This window comes from Bacillus sp. SRI_025, from assembly GCF_057592095.1.
This window is the reverse complement of record NZ_JBYEGB010000004.1, coordinates 252,455-273,533: the sequence shown is the minus strand read 5'-3', so window position 1 is coordinate 273,533 and position 21,079 is coordinate 252,455. Positions and strand designations below refer to the sequence as shown.

Below are 21,079 nucleotides of genomic sequence, written 5' to 3'. Positions count from 1 at the left end.
ATTTCAAGAGAAAATGACTTTTTTGTTTTAACGACCGGCTTGAATAGTTTCTTCTAAGGAAATGTTCACATTACCCTGAACAGCTCTTGAAATCATACATGAGCTTTCGGCTTTATGCGCAAGCTTTCGGGCCAGCTCAATATCTTGTGCGGAAGCGGTCTCTTTGAGGATGATGACAGGTCGATGAATGATTTCCTCATAAGTAAACACACCATTTGTCACATCTACGACAGCTTCAGAGCTCATCGATAGATCCTCTTTCTCTAATTGACTCCGCTCCATCATGGCTGCAAGTGTAATGATATAACACGTAGCCGCTGCACCTAAGAGCATCTCATCTGGATTGGTTCCAATACCTGGACCGTCCATTTCCTTTGGAATCGAAATCTTTGTTTTTAATTGTTCACATGCGATTGTACCCACATCGTTACGCAGACCAGGCCAGCTTGCCTGAAGATGAAAATGATGACGCGTCATATCCGTCTCTCCTTTTGTTATCACTGTTCATAGTGTAACAAGAATTCCCCTGCTTGTCTTAACATGTGCACGGCCCTTATGTATATTCTTCATCAAGCACTGTGCGAATTGCCCTGACATAACGATAGAACGTCTCGTTTTTTGTACTAGACCGCCTCCGAAAGTCGAAACTGTCAAATAAAGCTTCACGCTGACTTCTGCTAATCTCAAGCTGCACACTTTGCCCTGTTTTAGTAAGATTATTAATATTATGATTGCTTGTCCCGCTCAGGGTTGCGTGTGCGACAGCTAGTTCAGCAGAAAACCCGTTCCGCTCTAATGAGCTCACAATTTTCTCTGCACGGTCGTAATCTGTTCCGCCGACGAGAGTATGGTCAATTCCTTCCTCGCCTTTGTATCCATGCACTGCTAACACGTAATCATGTGCTTTTGCCTGCGCGACGCCGATTGGCTCATCAAAGTTTGTACTTGTAATATGAAGTTCTGATGCATTCTCTCTTAGACCTTCAAATAAATACGTCGAAAAATCGTTGTCAAAAAAATGGACAATCTCGCTCACGCCGCCTTCAATCCTCCCGCCATGAGGTGACATCACAAGAAGGCGGCTGCCGGGCACTGGGTTGGCTGTAATGTTGTAGCTGCTTGTTGATTCGTTTTCTTCCAGTTCTTTAAAATTTCGATAAATATCATTTGAACCGCTTTCGTCTTCCCCACCTGATGACACTGGCTCATCATGTTCCTGTGCTTGCATGGTATAATAAACGCCCCATCCGATCGCAAGCAGGAGAAGCAAAGCAAAAAACTTCTTCATTCCCGTTCTCCTTTAACAGATTTCTAAGCCGTTTCTATGATTTATATTGAATCATCATTTCTTATCATTTTTTCCACATTTTCTCTTCACGTTTGATCATAACACTCTAGATCATGAGATTCCTCAAAAATAAGATAATTGCATTTATATACACAGAAACGCCTCTCCTCTTTGAAAACAGAGTTAGAATAGTATGACAAAGAAATGACGTTATGTTTAATATGACCTAGTCCTATCCAGTCTGTTTTCTTTAATTCGGCTTTTTTTGATAAGGATTTGATTTTTTCCATCTGTCACGCATCACATTTATATGAGCATTGACCCTGTCTACACCCCTCCTTTTTCTGCAAAATCCTTTGATTCGCTGGTTCTCTTAGAAGAACTCTCCCACCTATCATCGGCAGATTCTACATGATTTCCACCTTTTTCTATTATTTTACAAAATGTAAGCGCTTTTCTTTTTTGAAAGGCATAAGCAAGCCGCCAATATAAAGAAAAGAAGGGACAAGAATCCGAACCAAGCAGTTCTCAATCACATAACGTAAGAGTGTACGAGAATGGATAGCTGGAATGGAGGGCATCACATGTTTGGATTTTCTATGGTGCAAATGGTCAGAACACATGCTAGTAAACTAGATCAGCCTTTAAGAGAAACCGTTCTTCACCTTTATAAACCTTTTAAATGGACGCCATGCTTTCTTCATCGTTTTTTCGAAGGCAGGCTGAAGAAGAAAAAGAAGCTTCGTGTGATCATTGAATTTAAGGAAGGTGCAGCCGAGGCAGGGATTCAAAGCACGAAACAATTAATGAAAAAAAGCAGAAAAACAAATATAAAACGACATTTTTCACATATCGACTGCTGCGCTGCTGACTTAACGCCTGCTGCTTTAGAGGAGCTATTAGCAAACGGTGAGCATATTCGTAAAATTTATCTAGACCGGAAAGTACATGCGCTTCTGGACGTAGCCACACAAGCAAGCCATGCTGAAGAAGTCATCCGAAACGGGACAACTTTAACCGGTGAAGGCATTACGGTCGCTGTCATTGACACGGGAATTTATCCGCATGAAGATTTAGATGGAAGAATTCGTGATTTTGTGGATTTAGTCAAACAAAAAACAAAGCCTTATGATGATAATGGCCACGGTACACACTGCGCGGGAGATGTCGCGGGAGATGGATCCGCCTCAGACGGCTTATACAAAGGACCTGCCCCAAAAGCAAATCTGATTGGCGTGAAAGTGTTAAATAAACAAGGGGCTGGATCACTTTCTACTATTATAGAAGGTGTTGAATGGTGTATGCAGTTCAACGAAGACCACCCTGATGATCCGATTCATATTATCAGTATGTCGCTAGGCGGAGCTGCGCAGCGTTATGATGACGAACAGGACGATCCAATGGTGCGTGCTGTCAATACGGCTTGGGATCAAGGGATTGTTGTATGCGTCGCTGCCGGTAACTCTGGTCCTAACAGCCAGACGATTGCAAGCCCTGCTGTCAGCCAAAAAGTTATTACGGTCGGAGCCTATGATGACAGGAATACACCTGAATCAAGTGACGATATCGTGGCACCGTTTTCAAGCAGAGGGCCTACTGTTTACGGAGAAGCAAAGCCTGATATCCTCGCACCAGGAGTAAACATCGTTTCTCTCAGATCACCAAGATCCTTTCTGGATAAACTCGACAAATCAAGCAGAGTAGACGATGATTATACAACGTTATCTGGCACATCGATGGCAACACCGATTTGTGCTGGTATTTGCGCTCTACTATTAGAGCATTCACCAGATTTAACGCCAGATGAAGTCAAAACCCTGTTAAAAGAAAATACAAGCAAGTGGTCTGGGGATGATCCGATGATTTATGGAGCAGGTGCAATTGACGCAGAAAAAGCAATCAAAGAATAAAGAAAAAAGCCCTTTACGTTTATGCGTAAAGGGTGTTGTTTGTCTCATTTTTAAGTGTGAAGTCTTTCATCTACTTGAGCAGCTGACATGTTATGCTTCGTTCTCATACATCTCATCTCCTTTTTGAATGTGCGTACGCGCTTCGATCACAATCTCAAAAAAAGTGGAGGATTCCTTGTACATGTCGCGTTCCTTATAATAATTAGCCGCATCAAGTGCTAATTCCTCTAAATCAGCAAACATTTTTTTATTTCTCAGACCAAAAAGGGCCGACCTCAATTTCTCACAGCCGTCTTTCTCTATATAGAGCGCCTGTAGAAATTGGAATTTCAACTGATAAATTTCATCTTCCAATACACAAGCCTCTTTCATTCCTGTAGAGATGGCCTCGCCCGCCCGCTGAATATCTCCGAGTTTAAAACAAGTAAGGGCAAGTGAAAACAACGATTTGATCATCGTGGATGCTTGATCTTTCTGATAAAGTGAAATGGCTTGTTCAAAAAAGACAGTCGCCGTATGGTACGTTCCCATACTATAATGACAAGTGCCTAAGTTATTAAGAGCCATTGCTTTAAAATAAGATGTGCATTCTTTTTGTTCCATCGCTTCACAGACTTTTAACGCTTTTTCTAAATAAGGAAGCGCTTTTTGATACTGATTGACATCAATCCAATTACCTGCCATGACAAAATCACATTGAATGCTTCTTTTTCCATAAAGCTGATGTTTCTTATAGATGTCTCTCGCCTTTTTAGCATAGTGCATGGAGAAATAAGTTTGTTTCATATGATAGTATACTTCTGCGATTTTATAGTAGAATTCTGCTTTTTCGATCTCATCTGTCACTAAAATCAGTTGATGTTCCGCATGCTTGTAATATGAAATGGCCTCGATATACCGGCGCTGGATAAACGCATACATTCCATGAAAAAAATGAAAATAATAGCCTAGTAAGCCTGTCATCTCATCTTCTGCATCGTCAATTTCTTTAGGAAAGGACACTGCTTGAAGCGTTTCACTCCCTGCATGGACGGGCGCTAAGTGCTGAAGCATCATTTGATGGCGAAAATCCATTAGAGAATAATATAGGAGTAAATCTTGATCCTCTTCCATATCATGAATTTCTTCTTCAACAAGGCGCTTCATGCCGTTTGCTTGTTCAACTTCAAATTTGCAAATATGCGTGTACCATTGATTGATCTTTACACCTACTTCGGAAGATGGTATTTTGTGTGCCATCCACTTCAGCCCCATTCTATCATATCAAACTGATAACTATTATTTTACATAATTTATGTTTTTAAGGCAAATTGTAAGTTATTACATATTTTATGTTCAAATCGCATATTCCTATCTTTTTTACCAAGTTTAAATAGAGTACTTTTGCCCATCAAAACTTTTTTACGAAGACGGGTCGAATTCTCTTAGTACTTCTTTTAACGCATTGATATAACGTCTGAATGCTTTTTTCTTTCCTTTTCTCGTATCAAAATTGTCAAAAAAAGCTTCTCTTTGCGCTGTACTAATTTCTAGCTGAACACTTTCACCACTTGCATTTTGATTATTTATATTTTTAGGATCTGTACCAGAAAGCCGTTCGCCTTTTTGTACCATTTCTGCGGAAAATCCTCGATCTCTTAGTTCTCGCACAACCGCTCTTTGCATTTTTTCATTTGTGCCGCCAACGAGCGTGTGTCTTTTATCACTTTTATAGCCGTGGATGGAAATTGAAAAAGGATACGTTTTAATCATTTGAACCAAAACAGGTTCATCAAAATTAGTACTCGTGATATGCAGGTCCCGGTTATTGTCTTGCTTTGTACCTTCGAACAAATACGTAGAGTAGCTTTCTTGAAAGGCTTCTACAATTTCACTTGTTCCTGGTTCAATCTCTCCTCCATGAGGAGAAAATACGAGTAAATCACTTCCGCCCTTTTCGTGAAATTCTATCTCGTACCCTTCTTTTTCATGTCGTATGAGCTGTTTAAAGCTTTCGTATTGATCACCTTGTTTTCGCTCTTTTTGATACTTTTCTACCTCTTGATCATGCTTCTTTTGCTCTTTGTTTTCTTGAACAGAATGGCTGCATTTCACCATTAAAAGAGTACACAGAATAAGAAAGATGAATCCACATATTAGTAACCTTTTCATTTCACCGCTCCTTTTTCCTCTTAGGTGTCATCTTACCGCAATATTTTACTATCAATGGCTTAAAAAATTCAAAGGTTGTCCGGCTCATTTGAATGAATCAGGAAAACTTACCTGTTTTTAATGTCATCTAGGTATATCAGAGGTCTTTGAATTTTTGTTGTGCACATAAAAACTAAATCGTATGACCTCATTTCAATATTAGTTAAAACCACCTACAAAAATGCCAATATTACTCTTTTTTTCAAAACAAAAAAGCTGTAAACAAAGGAGTCTCCTCTTCTGTTTACAGCTAGTCTCTGTATATCATCATTACATTCTTAATTCATTCTCTAAAGCTGTCATCACTTCATCTTGCGACAGTCCCTGCGCAAGTGAAATCTCACTCACTAACATGCCTCTTGCATCTTCAAGCATCTTCTTTTCACTTGAATTTAATGCTTTCTTCTGATTTCGTCTCATCAGATCTTTAACAACGTCTGCACCATCTTCGATCGCACCTGTTTTTAGCTTTTTCAGATTTTCATCATATCTTTGCTTCCAAGTAAGCGTGTCGTCGTTTGTTTCTTCTGCAAAATTGTTCATCACAACTTTCAGCGTTGCTTGATCTGCTACCGGACGTATACCTAGTTGATTGATTCTGCCTTTTGGGACCATCATCTGCATATTCGGCATTTGAATCAGAAAATATTCCTGCGTCTTACCTAAAATCTCTTTTTCTTCCATTCCTTCAATCACACCGGCTCCATGCATTGGATAAACAATTTTATCACCTATTTGAAACAAATCCGCCACCTCCGAAAGTATTCACAATATCATTATAACACATTTCATCAGAGGATAAAAATTTATATTTTATCATGTTAATTTAGCACTAGTCAATTATTTTTATTTGAGTTTTTTCAGAAAAAGCCTTTTTTATAAAAGAAGTGAGAGCATCCAGTCCTCATGACTCTTTCTTGCATATACTAGCATTGAGTCACATTTAGGAGGGATGACAATGTGCAAATGCAAGTGCAAACATTCCCACTCAAACTGTCATAAAAAGCATGACGATCATCACCATGAGGATCCATGTAAAGAAAAAAAGTATTGTCATAAAAAAGATAAATGGTTTGAGAGCGATTTTTGGGATACCTCTCGAAGCTACGATCCCTGTTATTTTCCTAAAAGTGTCTGCAGCAGATGTAAAAAGCGTCGTAGAAGAAGACATCGCTACGAAATTTAAGGCTTGACGCTTTACCTGCTTTTCTTTTTCCCGGCTGAAAAGCCGGTTTTTTTCTTTCATATGGATAGGCTCATGAAGCAAATCTGTCTCATAGGATATGGCAACCTGACATAAAGGATGAGATATACATGAACGATATGAACAGCCAAATGAATCATTATCACCAAGAAAATCCCTATCACACATTTGAAAATGTGTATACAGCCAATCATGAGCATATGATCGCACCAAACATGCATGATCATATGAATATGCCAAACCATTATCATAGCGGCAAAAAAGATATGTATAATGCGCACCACCCACATCATCATTCACCCTATTCAACGTTTCCCAATCAGCATGATTACTTTTCAAAGCATGTTCCAATGAAGGATCACCATCATCTAGGCCATTATGGTGGATATGGGATGATGCCGCACCATCCATACGGTTATCAAGATATGCATATGATGATGCCAACAAACCAGCAAATGCCTGGCCATTTTTACGGAATGAATCAACCAAATGCGCTATTCCCCCGCTATTACTAAAGAATGACAAAATAAGGGTATAATATACCATTTAATACCATATGGTAATATGGTAACATTATAGGTAAATAATGGGTGTAATCATCTATTATTTACCTATATTCAACAAGGGGGAAGGAAAAAATGAAAAAAACATGGACGATTCTTATGATGGGGATGCTCACATTGGTTATGGCGCTGTCAGTACCACTTTCTGCATCTGCTGAAGGAGCCGAAAGCAAAGCATCAACCAATGTAAAGCCAGCTGCTCTTTACGCTAAAATTACAGGAGCTAGTAAGCAGGAATGGTCTTATTCTGACATTGAGCTGACGTACAGCCCAAATTCAGTTTTAAGTCTTGGTGCAGTTGAGTTCACACTGCCAAAGGGTTTCCAAGCAACAACAAAAGACATCTTGAACGGTAAAGCATTAAAGGACAGCTACATTTTGAACAACGGACAAACCGTTCGTATTCCGCTCAGATTGGATTTACTTGGAATTTCCCAATATACATTAAAGCTTTCTCATAAAGTACTTCCTGCTGCAGGTACATATACGTTCCGCGCAGAAAATCGAGCAATCAGCATTGGTTCCAAATTTTATGCAGAAGATACGATTGATATTAATACACGACCAGTTGTGGTCACACCGCCAGATCCTTGCGGATGCTAAAGAAAAAAGCGCTCTGTTAAGAGCGCTTCAGATTGTTGACAAAGGGCTAAAATGATCTTAATTTTAGCCCTTTGTCTTTTTTTCAGCGTGATAGAAAACCTTTGCAGTCTAGGAAGGACGAGCATCGGAGCGGAGCGAATTTGACATTCGTGAGCACCGAAGCGCAGACCTGACAACGAATGCGAGGGTTTGTCTACACGCTGAGCGCTCTGTTAAGAGCGCTTTTTTTATATCACATCACCCGTTTAAACATTTTCTCCATTTCATAAGTGGAGTGATGAATAATGATCGGCCGGCCGTGCGGACAGGTGAATGGATCCTTCGTTGTCCGGAGTTCATCTAATAAGGCTTTGATTTCATCATGACGCAAATGACGATTTGCTTTGATTGAGCCTTTGCAGCTCATCATAATCGCCGCTTCTTCTCTCAGTTTCTTGATATCAACACGCTTTTCATCAAGCACTTGCTCTATAATCTCTTCGATCAGTTCAGCCTCTTCACCTTTCGGAAACCACTGTGGATGTGAACGAACGATGTAGCTTCCTGAACCAAAGGGCTCTAAGAAGACACCCACTTTCGCTAGAATATCCTTATGCTCTTCAATGATCAGCATATCGTTTTTAGAGTAGTGAAATGTTAAAGGAACGAGCATTTCTTGCACTTCCTGTTCGATCTCTCCCACCTTCTCACGATAATACTCATACTTGATTCGCTCTTGAGCTGCATGCTGGTCAATGATATAAAGTCCTCGTTCATTTTGAGCCAAAATATATGTGCCGTGCATTTGCCCAATTGGATACATCACAGGGACGCGTTCGTTTTCAGGCATCGTCTCTGTCACATCTTCATATAGTACCGTCTCTTCATCTTCAAATGAAGCGGCGGATTCCTCTAAATGAATACGCTCAGATGATACTTCTTCATAAGATACTGGTGATGATGCTTCTGTCTTCTCTTGTTTAGGCATCCCATATGCATCGGTATAACTTGTCTCGTATATGACCGACTCGTGCGACTCCGGCTGATAGGTTAGCGGTGTTTCCGGTTGACTTTGGTTTCCTTGTTTCGCATCAAAGGTTAAGGATTGTTGCTCATTTTTCACAGCTGGTATTGGTGCTTTTTTTGGTACTGAGGCACTTGGAATGAGCTGCTGCTTTTGAAATACTTCCTTAATTCCTTGTTTAATCAGCTCATGAAGTTCCTGTTCTTTACTTAGTCTCACTTCAAGCTTCGAAGGATGAACGTTCACATCTACTAAAATTGGATCCATCTTCATCTCAATAAATGTAATTGGATGACGACCAATCGGAAGCAGTGTGTGATATCCTTCATGGATCGCTTTCACGAGCGGAAAATGTTTGACATATCGGCCGTTTACAACAGAAGACATATAATTCCGTGATGCCCTCGTCACTTCTGGTAAGGAAATATATCCTTTCACTTCAAAATCAAGTGATTGTACGTGGAGCGGCAGCATTTTTTTCGCCACGGCTGTTCCGTAAATGGCCGCAAGTACATGACGCACATCTCCATTTCCATTCGTTTGGAGGAGAACTTTCCCTTGATGACGCAAACGGATCGATACTTCGGGATGAGCTAGCGCAATTCGGTTGATCACATCCGATATATTACCAAGCTCCGTATGAACGGTTTTCATATATTTCAGGCGAGCTGGCGTATTGTAAAATAAATTGGTGACCACAATCTCAGTGCCGCGGCGGCCAGAGGTTTTTTTCTCTGAAATGATTTTCCCGCCTTGCAAAGCTAGGTGTGTCCCAGCTCCTTCGCCAGTACTTGTTTTCATTTCTAAATGAGAGACAGATGCAATACTTGGCAGTGCCTCTCCCCTGAATCCAAGGGTTCTGACACGGAACAGATCATTTTCGTCTTTGATTTTGCTCGTTGCATGACGCTGGAAGGCGAGCTTACAATCTTCAGCATCGATTCCAACACCATTATCAATAATCCTTATAGAAGAAAGACCTGCTTCTTCTACATCGATTTCAATCACTGTACTTTTTGCATCGATCGCATTTTCCACAAGCTCCTTTACAACAGAAGCTGGGCGCTCGACCACTTCACCTGCAGCAATTTTATTGGATAGGTCATCGGATAACTGAATAATCTTTGCCATTTCTGCTCACCTCACCTTACATTATAATTTCTTTTGCAATTCATACAGCTTTGTCATAGCTTCAAGCGGCGTCATATCCATTAGGTTGTATGATTTTAATTCATCGATGACCGCTTGATCTTTCTGTTTTAGAGCAGCTTTTGGCTGCGGTTTTTCTTCTACTTCAAAGAAAGATAGCTGCTGTTTTTCTTCAGTCTTTTCTACTTTTGGTGCTGGAGATACGTTCGGGGTCACGTCATGTGATCCGCTCTCAAGCTCCGTTAAAATGGTCTGGGCTCTATTGATGATGGCATCAGGCAATTCAGCTAGCTGCGCTACATGAATACCATAGCTTTTATCAGCTGCACCTTCTTTGATTTGATGTAAGAAAACGACTGTGCCTTCATGCTCTTCAGCTCGCACATGAACATTTTTCAGCTCGCTTAATTGAGATTCAAGAACCGTCAGCTCATGGTAATGTGTAGAAAATAGGGTTTTGGCCCCAATATGATCATGAACAAATTCAATGATCGCCTGCGCAAGCGCCATTCCATCATAGGTGCTTGTCCCACGTCCAATTTCATCGAATAAAATCAAGCTGTTTTTCGTTGCGTGCACCATCGCATTTTTTGCTTCGAGCATCTCTACCATAAAAGTACTTTGACCAGAAATCAAATCATCTGCTGCACCAATACGGGTAAAGATTTGATCGAAGATTGGTAGCGTCGCCTTTGACGCTGGCACAAAGCAGCCAATCTGCGCAAGAATCGAGATGAGAGCCATTTGTCTCATATACGTACTTTTCCCTGACATATTCGGTCCAGTGATGAGTAAGGTTTGTCTGCCTTTTCCCATATGGCAGTCATTCGGTACATATTCCTGGTGATCCAGCACTTTTTCAACGACAGGGTGACGGCCATCTTTGACATCCACGTCATCCTCTGAGAATTCCGGACGGATATAACGGCGCTTTTCACTAACAGTCGCAAAGCATTGAAGCGCATCAAGCTCACTCATTTGTTTTGCGAGCAGCTGTAATCTAGGAATATAGCCTTTTACTTGCTCCCTGAGAGCTGTAAATAGTTCATATTCCAATTCGTTAATATTTGATTCTGCTTCAAGAATCAGTGCTTCTTTTTCTTTTAATTCAGGTGTGATATACCGCTCTGCATTGGCAAGTGTTTGTTTTCTTTCATAACGCCCTTCCTCAAGCAGATGTGTATTTGCACGTGTCACTTCGATATAATAACCAAACACTTTATTAAACCCGACTTTTAATGAGCGAATGCCGGTATATTCTCTTTCCTGCTGTTCGAGACGTGCAATCCAGTCCTTTCCGTTTCGGCTGGCATCACGGTATTCATCTAATTTTGCATTGTAGCCATCTTTAATCAAATTGCCTTCTTTTATCGTCATCGGCGGATTTTCATAAAGTGCATCTTCTAATAAATCAAGCAGGTCGCCGCAAGGATCAATCTCATTCGCTCTTGATTTTGCCATTTCCTCTGGTAATGATTGAACGAGTTGTTTAATATCCGGTACTTGTTTTAAAGATTCCTTGAGTTGAATGAGGTCACGGGCATTCACGTTGCCAAATGCCACGCGGCCCGCTAGACGCTCAAGATCATATACTTGCTTTAATCGTTCGCGCAGATCCTCGCGCTCAAAGAAATGATCCATCAGAATTTGCACCATTTCCTGGCGCTCGTTAATTTGCGAAAGACGAATGAGCGGCCGGTCGATCCATTGCTTGAGCAGTCTGCCGCCCATCGCTGTTTTTGTTTCATCTAACAGCCATAATAAAGAGCCTTTTTTGCTTTTTGAACGAATCGTTTCTGTTAATTCAAGGTTTCGTTTTGAGTAAAGATCAATTTTCATCGTTTGTTCAAGCTCAAACACTTGAACTTTCTGAAGGTGATCCAAGCTTCTTTTTTGCGTTCTTCTTAAGTAGGCATATAGTGTTAAAAATGCCGTTTTTAACTTGTCGTCAAGATGGGAAACGAGCTGTTCAGCTTCCTCTAATAGATCATCACTATCTTCGTATGAAATAGTTGCTTGGCAGCGTTCTTTAAGGGTTTTGATTGTTTCCTCATCCAGCTGCTTTGACACCACAATTTCTTTTGCACCAACAGAATAAATTTCTGATACGACTTCATCTAATCGATCGATGAAAGCCGCCATGTTTTCACCTGTTGATAAATCAGACAGCGCAAGACCGTATCCATTTTGAAAGCTGGTAACAGACGCAATGAAGTTGTTCTCGTTTTCACTTAAACCTTTACCATCCATGACGGTACCTGGTGTAATCAGTTGAACAACTTCTCTTTTGACTACACCTTTTGCCGTTTTAGGGTCTTCCACCTGCTCACAAATGGCGACCTTGTAGCCTTTTGAAATCAACTGTTCTATGTATGCAGAAGCAGAATGATATGGAACGCCGCACATTGGAATGGTGCCGCCGTCTCTGCTTGTTAACGTAATTTCCAGTTCTTGCGCCGCTTCTTTCGCATCATCAAAAAACATCTCATAAAAATCGCCTAAGCGAAAAAATAAAAAGGCATCTTGATAATCTGCCTTGATCTTTAAATATTGCTGTATCATGGGCGTATAACTTGCCATATTTCTAATCCCTCACTATATTACTTTCGAATTCATACCATCTTCAATTATAGCATAAAAAATCACCTTTTTTCTCCTAGATCAGGCACAAAAAAACTAGGGGGATATGCGCCCTAGTCATTCCTTACTCTTCTGGATCACCTGCTAGGAACTCTGGATGAATATCCTCTAACTCCTCATCCACTTCCTCTTCCCACTCGTGATCATCTTTTTCTTTCCAGTCTGAATTGACCTCTACAACAATTTTTGTTTCACCGACTACCTCAGCAATGAACTCACGCTCTGCCTGAACGATAATTTTATTGCCATTTGGAGAAATGGTCACTTCTAAGCAATTGGGCTGCTGCAAAACTTTCGCAATCACTTCGTGCTCATCATCAAGGAAATTTTTATCTTTATATCTCAGTTTAATGATGTCTACATACTTCACACGCTCTGTGACGACTTCTGTTTTCGTGTTGTCAGCGTAAGAGTACCATACGTTAATATCAAATGTTCCTTCGATCTCAACCGTTTTACCGACCTTTTCAGCATCATACTTATGATTAATGATCCAACCACCTAAGATGCTGGTTGGTTTTTGCGATGGAGAAATGGTGTGTGTGCTTTGGGTGAATTTCCTCCCTTTTGCAACCACCGCTTTTGTAATAATTTCTCTGTATTCAGACATTCCGGCATGCCTCCTTGTTCTTGATCGTTTTATCTTATGCTGGGCATTCGTCTAGTGTGTCACGATTTTGAACTTCATGTTCAATTAAATTCATTTCTGTTTCAGTGTATGCATGGTCGCCCATAAACTTGCCTTGAAAATTGGAAAAGTTGGAGAGTGAGAGGTTTGGAGTTGATGAAACATGAAGAGAATGGGTAGTGCATTTCAATAGGAAAACAAAAAACCCCGCATCTGCGGGGTTTTCTCATTTAATGGAGCAACTTGGTGATGAGTTTTTCACTTTTGAACCGGTTTCTCCTAATAAGAGGTCACCGCCGGTTGAAAGAATGATTTCATCTGTTACTTGATTCGAAATTGTGTGCGCTACAAGCTGAAGCAGGGAATTGACTTCCATTTGTGATTCTTTGAATTCTTGAATGACTGGGATGTCATCCAGTTCTTCTTGCAGGGCATCGATTTTTTCTTCGACTTGCTTTAAGGCTTCATGTTTGCCGTAATGCTTTAAGTTCACAGCTTGTTTTTGAAGCGCCTTAATTTGATTAATGATCGTTGAAATTTTTGTATTTTCATTGATTTGCGCTTCTGCTTTTTTGAAGAAATCAACTTCTTCCGTTTCAGAAATCATTTTAGCGAGCTCTCTTGCGCGCTCGACAATCTCTTTCTTTGAATAAAGTGTCATTTTAATTCACCTCGATAGCTTCTCCAACCATTTCTCCGTCAAGAGACCAAGTTTTGGCTTGTGTGATTTTCACTTTGACGATGTTGCCAATCGCTTCTTTTGGTGCTTTAAAATTCACAAGCTTGCTTTTACTTGTATATCCGGCTAGGATCTCAGGGTTATTTTTACTTTCACCCTCTACTAATACTTCGACAATCTGCCCTTCATATTCCTTCATTTTTTTCGCAGAAATTTCATTCACAAGTGCATTTAAGCGCTGCAGACGTTCTTTTTTCACACGCATTGGCACGTTGTCTTTCATTTTCGCTGCCGGCGTTCCTTCTCTTGGAGAATAAATGAACGTATAAGCGGCATCAAACTCAACCTCGCGATAGAGGGAAAGTGTTTCTTCAAACTGCTCATCTGTTTCATTTGGGAACCCAACAATAATGTCCGTTGTTAATGAAGCATTCGGCATAGCTTCTTTGATTTTGCGCACAAGATCAAGGTAGCGCTCACGGTCATATTTTCTCGCCATAAGCTTCAGCACAGAAGAACTTCCGGATTGTACTGGCAGATGAATATGATCAAGAAGATTTCCGCCCTTGGCTAGCACTTCAATTAAGTGATCATCAAAATCACGCGGGTGACTTGTTGTAAAACGGATACGTGGAATATCAATTTTTCGCAGCTCATCCATCAGGTGGCCAAGCCCATACTCCATATCTTCAAAATCTTTTCCATATGCATTCACGTTTTGACCAAGAAGGGTAATTTCCTTATATCCTTCTGCTGCTAAACGTCTGACCTCTTGAATAATTTCATCTGGGCGGCGGCTTCTTTCCTTGCCGCGCGTATAAGGCACGATACAGTATGTACAGAATTTATCACAGCCGTACATAATATTCACCCAGCCCTTGATTTTACCTTGACGGGCTCTCGGAAGGTTCTCAATCACATCGCCTTCTTTTGACCAAACCTCAATGACCATTTCTTTTGAAAGGTAACATTCAGATAACAGCTCTGGCAGGCGGTGAATGTTGTGCGTGCCGAAAATCAAATCAACAAATGGGTGTTTCTTCAAAATACGGCTCACGACAGATTCTTCTTGTGACATACATCCGCATACACCTAAAATTAAATCTGGCTTTTCGCGTTTTAATGCTTTTAAATGACCAAGCTCTCCAAACACTTTATTTTCTGCATTTTCTCGAATAGCACAAGTGTTTAATAAGATGACATTTGCATCTTCAGTTGAATTTGTTGGTTCATAGCCAAGCGCCATAAAAATACCAGCCATCACTTCTGTGTCATGCTCATTCATTTGACAGCCATATGTGCGAATATAAAACTTGCGGCCGTTCCCTAACCCTTGAAACTGCTCGTCAATTTGAAATTGATTGTATTCGACTTCTTCTTTACCCCGTTTTTTTGCATCTTTTAAGGAAGGCGGAATGTACACAGCTTCAAAATATTTGCTGTAGTCCTTCTCGGATTTTTTGTCCGATGAACTTACTTGTCCGCTCGCTTTTCTCTGCTCTTCATTCATGAATTTGTACTCCTTTCAAACCAAGTTCCACCCTACAGTATAGACTATTTTGTGATGAATTGAAAATAAATCATATACGGTTCTTCTATGAAAATTGTCTATTAGTCATAACCATTTTTCATAAAAAGAAAAAGAGAGCGTGCGCTCTCTCAATCAAGTATGTTCAGTTTTTTTGCTTCTTCTTCAATGATTGTCAGTGCCCGGTCTAGTTCTTCTTTTGTGTGCTCGGCTGTGATGATGGCTCTAATTCTTGCCTTGCCTTTTGCTACTGTTGGGAAGGCGATGCCTTGAGCAAACACGCCTCGTTCTATTAAAGCTTTTGAGAAACGAAAAGTAAGTGCTTCGTCTCCAATCATGATTGGGATAATCGGTGTCTCTGTTGGGGCGACTTGGAATCCAAGGCTGATGAGCTTTTCTTTAAAATAAGCGGCGTTCTCCCAAAGTGTATCGATTCGCTCCGGTTCATCTAACAGTACTTCAATCGCTTCTTCACACGCTCTAGTCACAGCGGGCGGATGTGAGGTGCTGAATAAAAACGGTCTTGCTTTATGTTTTAAATAATCAATTAAAACCGCTGAACCAGCTACGTAACCGCCGAGCACTCCGACAGCCTTACTAAGGGTCCCGACCTGTATGTGCACTCTGCCGTCGAGTTTAAAATGGTTGACCGTCCCGCGGCCATTCTCGCCAAGCACGCCCGAGGCATGCGCATCGTCTACCATGACAAATGCATCATATGCTTCTGCTAGCCTGACGATTTCAGGAAGTGGCGCGATATCACCATCCATTGAGAAAACACCGTCTGTTACGATGAGACGGACGCGATAATTCATTGATTTTTTCAAAATCTTCTCCAGCTCTTCCATATTGGAATGACTGTATACCTTTTTATCAGCTTTGGTTAATCGGATTCCATCAATAATTGAGGCATGATTCAGTTCATCCGAAATGACAATATCATCTTTTGTCAGGATACTCGATAAAACTCCTTGGTTGGTCGTAAAGCCTGATTGGAACACAAGGGCTGCCTCTGTCTTTTTAAATGCAGCAAGCTTTTTTTCAAGACGTTCATGCATTGTCATTGTGCCGGCGATGGTTCGTACGGATCCTGTACCCGCTCCGAATTCATCAATCGCCTCTTTTGCTGCTTTCATCAGCCTTGGGTGCGAGGTGAGGCCTAAGTAGTTATTTGAGGAGAGTTGTATAACAGATTGTTCATTTAATGTAACAGTGGATGATTGTTTTGAGTCGATCTCTTTTAAGGTTTGGTGGGTGCCTTGCTGCTTCATTGTTTCCAATTCATCTTGTAAATACGTGAATTCCTTCATCATTTCTTCCCCCTTTGATATGATGGCATCATCAGTACGACTTTTCCGCACGTACCATTCCGCATGAGTTCAAAGCCCTTTTCGAACTCTTCAAATGGCAGTGTGTGAGTGACAACTGGCTTTACATCAATGGTATTCGTTCTTAACAGCTCAGATACTTGACGCCACGTCTCAAACATTTTTCTCCCCGTGATCCCTTGCACAGTTAATCCCCTAAAAACAATCTGGTTCGTAATATCAATTTTCACTGGCCGTTCTGGCAAGCTTAGTATATTGACTTTTCCTCCATTTGCACAAGCTTCGAGTGCTTGATTAATGGCAGCTGGATGACCTGACATCTCACACATTACGTCTGCCCCTTCCATCCGCGTGAGCTGCTTAATCATCGCGACTGGATCATCTTTTCCAATATCCACGATATGATCTGCACCCATTTTTCGGGCTAGATCGAGCCTGTATTCATTTTTATCAACGGCGAACACTTGAACAGCTCCAGAAGCTTTTGCGACAGCGATTGCCATTAAGCCGATTGGTCCGCAGCCAAAAATCGCCACAGATTTACCTGAAACAGGTGTGTGCAGTACTGTATGGACAGCATTTCCTAGCGGCTCTTGTATAGAGGCAAGCTCAACTGGCATTTGAGCCGGATTATGCCACACATTTTGTTCAGGTATTTTGACATATTCAGCAAAACAGCCATCAATGTCTACCCCTAAAATTTTCGTTTCACTGCACAAATGCTGCTGCCCTGTTAAGCACATATAACATTGATTACATACAACATGCGTCTCAGCCGATACAAAATCCCCTACTTTTGCTCGTGAGACCTGCTTCCCCACTTTGACAACTTCCCCTGTAAATTCATGACCAAAAATGTAGGGCGCTTTGACTCGCCCCTTAGCCCAGTCATCCCAATTATAAATATGCACGTCTGTTCCGCATATCGAAGTGGCTTTCACCTTTATCAATACTTCATGATCTTTGATTTCTGGAATCGGCATCTCCGTCAGCACCGCTCCGTAAGCGCTTTCTTTTTTAACAATTGCTTTCATCGTTCCACACATGACGTACAACCCCTTTGTTAAAAAACTTCTCCCAATCAGATTTTAACACGACTTATTTTAGTCGTAAACACCACTGTCTACTAGATAAAGACAAATGAACACCCCACATATTTTTTTAGATATTTTCTAAAAAAAAAGCAAATCTCCGGTTGAAAGGACATTTGCTTTCATCGTCAGCGTTTCTTTGAAACGGCAACATATAGGGCTGGCACAATAAATAATGTCAGAATCGTTGAGAAAAAGACACCTGATACAATGCAGATGGCCAGCGGCTTAAAGAGTGGATCATGACTTAATGCAACAGGCATTAATGCAACTAATGCCGTAAATGCTGTTAAAAGTATCGGTCTAATCCTTGCTCTTCCCGCTTCAATGACGGCTGTCTGTTGATCAAATCCTTGCTTGCGCCGCTGTTCAATAAATTCGAATAAGACGACCGCATTTCGAACGACAATACCAGCCAATGAGACAATTCCCATTGTTGCCATAAAGCTGAATGGCGTTTGTGTGACAAACAGTCCGATAATGGCTCCTGATACGGCTAAGTAAACCGTTCCTAGAACTAACAGTGGAAGCATCAATGAATTGAACTGGAATGCGATGGTCACGTAAATGAGCAGCAGGACAACCGCAAATAAGAGACTAATTTCAATAAAGAACTGGGTCTGATTTTCATTTTCTCCACCTTGTGAAATGGTCAAATCCTTCGCTGCCGCGCTTTTCCCCACTTGATTAACGACTTCTTTCATATCGTCTTTAAACGAATCTGATGCGCCGGGATACGCCTTTAGCGTAATGGTTGGAACTCCATTTTCATGTGGAATGCTTTCATACTGCTCTGTTTCTTTTTCTGTTACATATCGGCTAAGCGGCTCAAGTTGAGGCATACCACCCTCGTTTGTCTTCACAGGCACTTTCAATTCTTTTAGCTTTAAACCATTTTGATGTGTACCTATATCCTGTTTTACCACTAAATCGATATCATTTGTTCCTTGTTTAAAGGTACCTAATGGAATCCCTTCTGTCACAAGCCCAAGCTGTCTGCTGACAAATTGAGCACTGAGCCCATCCTCTGCCATTCGCTCACGGTTTAATTCAAAGGAGATCGTTTTTACCGGCTTATTGACATCATCTGTAATCAAGCTTGCTCCTTTGTCTTTCATTTCATTTGTCAGCGTTTCTTTGACATCAATGAGCTTTGTGAAAGAGTCACCTGCAACTGTTACTGTTACTGGCGCTCCAGTGGGCGGTCCTTGAACAATAGTTTTCATAAAGAGATCAGCCTCTTTGAATTTCTCTCGCAAAGGCTCGGTCATACGATCTATCAATGCCTTACTTGTCATCTGATCATTGTCTACTCTTACAACAATCTGACCAGTGTGGTCACTTGCATTTGAAATACTTTCATTAAACAGATTCGGCACCCCGCCGCCTGCAAAAATCGCCGTTTCTTCAATGCCTTTTTGCTGCTTAATTTCTTGTTCTATTTTCTTTAGTGTTTCATTTGTTTTGTCTAATGTTGTTTCACTTGGAAGCGTGACCGTGACGACCACTTCTTTCTTATTCGCCGCAGGGAAAAATTCAAATGGTGTGACGAAAATAAGTAAAAAAGCAAGCGTTGCAACAAGCAAGCCACTTAGTCCAATAACGAGCGGCCGCTTCACAATGTTTTTCAGCACACGGTCTGCATAGAAATCCGCCAGCTTTTTTAATGGTTTTCCTAGGAAGCCCGGCTCTTTTTGACTCTTCTTGTTCTTTCTTTTCCTGTTCACAGTATATTGATAGACCGGCACAAGTGTCAGCGAAATCACCATGGACGCAAGCACAGTCGTTACTAGAACAGACGGTAGTGCCCGAATAAATGAACCGTTTGCACCTGATAAGAAAAGAAGAGGCAGGAAAGCAAACACAACAGCAAGTGTTGATGTCAAAATGGACCCTGCGACTTCTTTTACGCCACCAATTGTTCCTTTAAGCGGACTTTCGTATTTTTTCATTTGTCTTAAAATATTATCATTGACGACAATCGCATCATCGACAAGTATCCCTAAGGCAATGATAAAGCCGATGATCGAAATTTGATTGAGATCCACTTGTAAAAATGGCAGCGGAATGGTTCCAATTGTAATGGATAGCGGAATGGCGAGTGAAACGATAAACGCCCCGCCAATCGTGAGTCCAAGTGTAGTAACGATAATGACAGCGATGACTGCAACAATGGCTTCTTTTATTAAATCATTGAAAATGGCATCCACTTCACTTTTTTGTGAATAGTAGTCTACCCACTCCACCCCATTTGGCAGCTGCTTTTCTTTCTCAATGACATCATTGACTTTGTCATACATTTTAGGAATATCAAGCCCTGGTTTAATATTCACTGTAAATGAATAGGCGGGCTTTCCGTTATAGGACACAATATCACTTTTCTCTTTTTCTACTTCTTTTAAGCTGCCAAGCTGACTAATTTTGACCGGCTCTTGTTTTGTTCTTGAGAAGAGCTCAATTTTTTTGACCTGATCTAAGCGGTCATATGTATCGATGGACAGTTTGACCTTCGCTTTACCTGTCCGAATATCGCCTAATGGAGATGTGTCAAATTCCTGATTGATGGCATTTGTGACATCAGTTACATTGAACCCTTCCCCCTCCAGCTTGTTTGAATGTAAGTTTAATATCGCTTGTTTGTCATTGAAGCCTTTGATAACGACATTGTCTACCCCTTTGATGTCCTCTACTTTTTCCTTCAATGCACGCAGCGATTTCTGACTCTTTGCTAAGTCCGATGATTGACTCGACACAATCATATAAGAACCAACGGGTACGCTGCCGAACTCATCCTTTACATCCGGCTCCATCACTCCCTCAGGAAAAGATGACGCAGCACTTGTCGTTTCATTCTTAATTTGACTTGCCACCTTTTGAAAGTCGGCTTGATCCTCAATTTCAAGCACAATATTTGAGAAACCAATGGCAGAAACCGAGCTCGTTTTCTCTACACCATTGATATCAGATAAAGCTGATTCCAGCTTATTGGTGACGTCTCTTTCCACCTGTTTTGCATCTGCACCAGGGAAAACGGTAGAAATCGTGACGAGATTCGCCTCGAATTCTGGCAGTTCTCGTTTAGGAAGCTGCGCGAATAAATAGCCGCCAGCAATGAGAACGATAAAAAATAAAATAAAAACAAGCTTTCCTCTTTTAAAAAAAGCTTCAAACATTATTTCACCTACTTAAATATTTATTTTTGATGAAGTAAATTCAACTTAATCTTAATTTATCATCATGGTGAAAAAATGCAAGCTCTAATATGTCATTTTTAT

The 21,079-nt window shown here is 40.9% G+C and carries 17 protein-coding genes; 3 read left to right on the top strand and 14 right to left on the bottom strand.

The features are described 5' to 3' along the window. Positions 1–27: 27 nt before the first annotated feature. Both AC20OE_RS13630 and AC20OE_RS13625 read right to left on the bottom strand, forming a co-directional pair. The gene (locus AC20OE_RS13630; RefSeq protein WP_039178763.1) at positions 28–477 is read right to left on the bottom strand and encodes an OsmC family protein; all 450 of its coding nucleotides are present in this window, start codon (positions 475–477) and stop codon (positions 28–30) included. Positions 478–553: 76 nt separating this feature from the next. Then, on the bottom strand, positions 554–1,288 hold the full coding sequence (locus AC20OE_RS13625) for a poly-gamma-glutamate hydrolase family protein (protein WP_039178760.1): 735 nt from the start codon (positions 1,286–1,288) through the stop codon (positions 554–556). A gap of 584 nt (positions 1,289–1,872) precedes the next feature. Between AC20OE_RS13625 and AC20OE_RS13620 the strand changes: the two genes are divergently transcribed. Next, positions 1,873–3,198, top strand: a complete 1,326-nt coding sequence (locus tag AC20OE_RS13620; protein WP_099663277.1) for a S8 family peptidase — start codon at positions 1,873–1,875, stop codon at positions 3,196–3,198. A gap of 90 nt (positions 3,199–3,288) precedes the next feature. Here the strand turns inward: AC20OE_RS13620 and AC20OE_RS13615 are convergent, their stop codons facing one another. The 4 genes from AC20OE_RS13615 to AC20OE_RS13600 all read right to left on the bottom strand — a co-directional run bounded on the left by AC20OE_RS13615 (position 3,289) and on the right by AC20OE_RS13600 (position 6,634). Then, positions 3,289–4,437, bottom strand: coding sequence for a Rap family tetratricopeptide repeat protein (locus AC20OE_RS13615; RefSeq protein ID WP_099663276.1), 1,149 nt, complete (start codon positions 4,435–4,437; stop codon positions 3,289–3,291). A gap of 162 nt (positions 4,438–4,599) precedes the next feature. Then, the gene (locus AC20OE_RS13610) at positions 4,600–5,349 is read right to left on the bottom strand and encodes a poly-gamma-glutamate hydrolase family protein (protein WP_099663275.1); all 750 of its coding nucleotides are present in this window, start codon (positions 5,347–5,349) and stop codon (positions 4,600–4,602) included. 309 nt (positions 5,350–5,658) lie between these two features. Continuing rightward, positions 5,659–6,132 (bottom strand): CarD family transcriptional regulator, encoded by a 474-nt coding sequence (locus AC20OE_RS13605; RefSeq protein ID WP_039178750.1) that lies wholly within the window; start codon positions 6,130–6,132, stop codon positions 5,659–5,661. 244 nt (positions 6,133–6,376) lie between these two features. Beyond that, a complete protein-coding gene (locus AC20OE_RS13600; RefSeq protein ID WP_058837650.1) occupies positions 6,377–6,634 on the bottom strand; it encodes a hypothetical protein in 258 nt (85 codons plus the stop codon). A 68-nt stretch (positions 6,635–6,702) separates the two neighbouring features. On the opposite strand from AC20OE_RS13600, the gene AC20OE_RS13595 reads away from it, so the two are divergent. After that, on the top strand, positions 6,703–7,107 hold the full coding sequence (locus tag AC20OE_RS13595; protein ID WP_047203896.1) for a hypothetical protein: 405 nt from the start codon (positions 6,703–6,705) through the stop codon (positions 7,105–7,107). Between the two features lie 123 nt (positions 7,108–7,230). Then, positions 7,231–7,758 (top strand): biofilm surface layer hydrophobin BslA, encoded by a 528-nt coding sequence (gene bslA / locus AC20OE_RS13590; protein WP_047203895.1) that lies wholly within the window; start codon positions 7,231–7,233, stop codon positions 7,756–7,758. A gap of 232 nt (positions 7,759–7,990) precedes the next feature. On the opposite strand, the gene mutL is transcribed toward bslA, so the two are convergent. The 8 genes from mutL to AC20OE_RS13550 all read right to left on the bottom strand — a co-directional run bounded on the left by mutL (position 7,991) and on the right by AC20OE_RS13550 (position 20,977). Continuing rightward, positions 7,991–9,892 (bottom strand): DNA mismatch repair endonuclease MutL, encoded by a 1,902-nt coding sequence (gene mutL / locus AC20OE_RS13585; RefSeq protein WP_099663274.1) that lies wholly within the window; start codon positions 9,890–9,892, stop codon positions 7,991–7,993. Positions 9,893–9,913: 21 nt separating this feature from the next. Further along, entirely contained in the window at positions 9,914–12,490 is a 2,577-nt protein-coding gene (mutS, locus tag AC20OE_RS13580; RefSeq protein WP_099663273.1) for a DNA mismatch repair protein MutS, read from the bottom strand. A gap of 124 nt (positions 12,491–12,614) precedes the next feature. Beyond that, positions 12,615–13,160, bottom strand: a complete 546-nt coding sequence (gene cotE, locus AC20OE_RS13575) for an outer spore coat protein CotE (protein ID WP_039178732.1) — start codon at positions 13,158–13,160, stop codon at positions 12,615–12,617. Between the two features lie 244 nt (positions 13,161–13,404). Next, positions 13,405–13,839: a regulatory iron-sulfur-containing complex subunit RicA gene (gene ricA / locus AC20OE_RS13570; RefSeq protein WP_008358013.1), complete on the bottom strand. Its 435-nt coding sequence runs from the start codon at positions 13,837–13,839 to the stop codon at positions 13,405–13,407. 1 nt (position 13,840) lies between these two features. Further along, entirely contained in the window at positions 13,841–15,367 is a 1,527-nt protein-coding gene (gene miaB / locus AC20OE_RS13565; RefSeq protein WP_034281907.1) for a tRNA (N6-isopentenyl adenosine(37)-C2)-methylthiotransferase MiaB, read from the bottom strand. Between the two features lie 149 nt (positions 15,368–15,516). After that, positions 15,517–16,698, bottom strand: coding sequence for a glycine C-acetyltransferase (locus tag AC20OE_RS13560; RefSeq protein WP_099663272.1), 1,182 nt, complete (start codon positions 16,696–16,698; stop codon positions 15,517–15,519). After that, positions 16,695–17,759 (bottom strand): L-threonine 3-dehydrogenase, encoded by a 1,065-nt coding sequence (gene tdh, locus AC20OE_RS13555; RefSeq protein WP_099663271.1) that lies wholly within the window; start codon positions 17,757–17,759, stop codon positions 16,695–16,697. The genes AC20OE_RS13560 and tdh overlap by 4 nt, the downstream gene beginning before the upstream one ends. Before the next feature lie 173 nt (positions 17,760–17,932). Then, positions 17,933–20,977, bottom strand: coding sequence for an efflux RND transporter permease subunit (locus AC20OE_RS13550; protein WP_487268899.1), 3,045 nt, complete (start codon positions 20,975–20,977; stop codon positions 17,933–17,935). Positions 20,978–21,079: the final 102 nt, after the last annotated feature.

What these genes read in the sequence shown, in the direction of transcription:
- AC20OE_RS13630 (WP_039178763.1), bottom strand. Translation starts at nt 477, where the DNA reads ATGACGCGTCATCATTTTCATCTTCAGGCAAGCTGGCCTGGTCTGCGT.
- AC20OE_RS13625 (WP_039178760.1), bottom strand. Translation starts at nt 1,288, where the DNA reads ATGAAGAAGTTTTTTGCTTTGCTTCTCCTGCTTGCGATCGGATGGGGC.
- AC20OE_RS13620 (WP_099663277.1), top strand. Translation starts at nt 1,873, where the DNA reads ATGTTTGGATTTTCTATGGTGCAAATGGTCAGAACACATGCTAGTAAA.
- AC20OE_RS13615 (WP_099663276.1), bottom strand. Translation starts at nt 4,437, where the DNA reads ATGGCACACAAAATACCATCTTCCGAAGTAGGTGTAAAGATCAATCAA.
- AC20OE_RS13610 (WP_099663275.1), bottom strand. Translation starts at nt 5,349, where the DNA reads ATGAAAAGGTTACTAATATGTGGATTCATCTTTCTTATTCTGTGTACT.
- AC20OE_RS13600 (WP_058837650.1), bottom strand. Translation starts at nt 6,634, where the DNA reads ATGAAAGAAAAAAACCGGCTTTTCAGCCGGGAAAAAGAAAAGCAGGTA.
- AC20OE_RS13595 (WP_047203896.1), top strand. Translation starts at nt 6,703, where the DNA reads ATGAACGATATGAACAGCCAAATGAATCATTATCACCAAGAAAATCCC.
- bslA (WP_047203895.1), top strand. Translation starts at nt 7,231, where the DNA reads ATGAAAAAAACATGGACGATTCTTATGATGGGGATGCTCACATTGGTT.
- mutL (WP_099663274.1), bottom strand. Translation starts at nt 9,892, where the DNA reads ATGGCAAAGATTATTCAGTTATCCGATGACCTATCCAATAAAATTGCT.
- mutS (WP_099663273.1), bottom strand. Translation starts at nt 12,490, where the DNA reads ATGGCAAGTTATACGCCCATGATACAGCAATATTTAAAGATCAAGGCA.
- cotE (WP_039178732.1), bottom strand. Translation starts at nt 13,160, where the DNA reads ATGTCTGAATACAGAGAAATTATTACAAAAGCGGTGGTTGCAAAAGGG.
- ricA (WP_008358013.1), bottom strand. Translation starts at nt 13,839, where the DNA reads ATGACACTTTATTCAAAGAAAGAGATTGTCGAGCGCGCAAGAGAGCTC.
- miaB (WP_034281907.1), bottom strand. Translation starts at nt 15,367, where the DNA reads ATGAATGAAGAGCAGAGAAAAGCGAGCGGACAAGTAAGTTCATCGGAC.
- AC20OE_RS13560 (WP_099663272.1), bottom strand. Translation starts at nt 16,698, where the DNA reads ATGATGAAGGAATTCACGTATTTACAAGATGAATTGGAAACAATGAAG.
- tdh (WP_099663271.1), bottom strand. Translation starts at nt 17,759, where the DNA reads ATGTGTGGAACGATGAAAGCAATTGTTAAAAAAGAAAGCGCTTACGGA.
- AC20OE_RS13550 (WP_487268899.1), bottom strand. Translation starts at nt 20,977, where the DNA reads ATGTTTGAAGCTTTTTTTAAAAGAGGAAAGCTTGTTTTTATTTTATTT.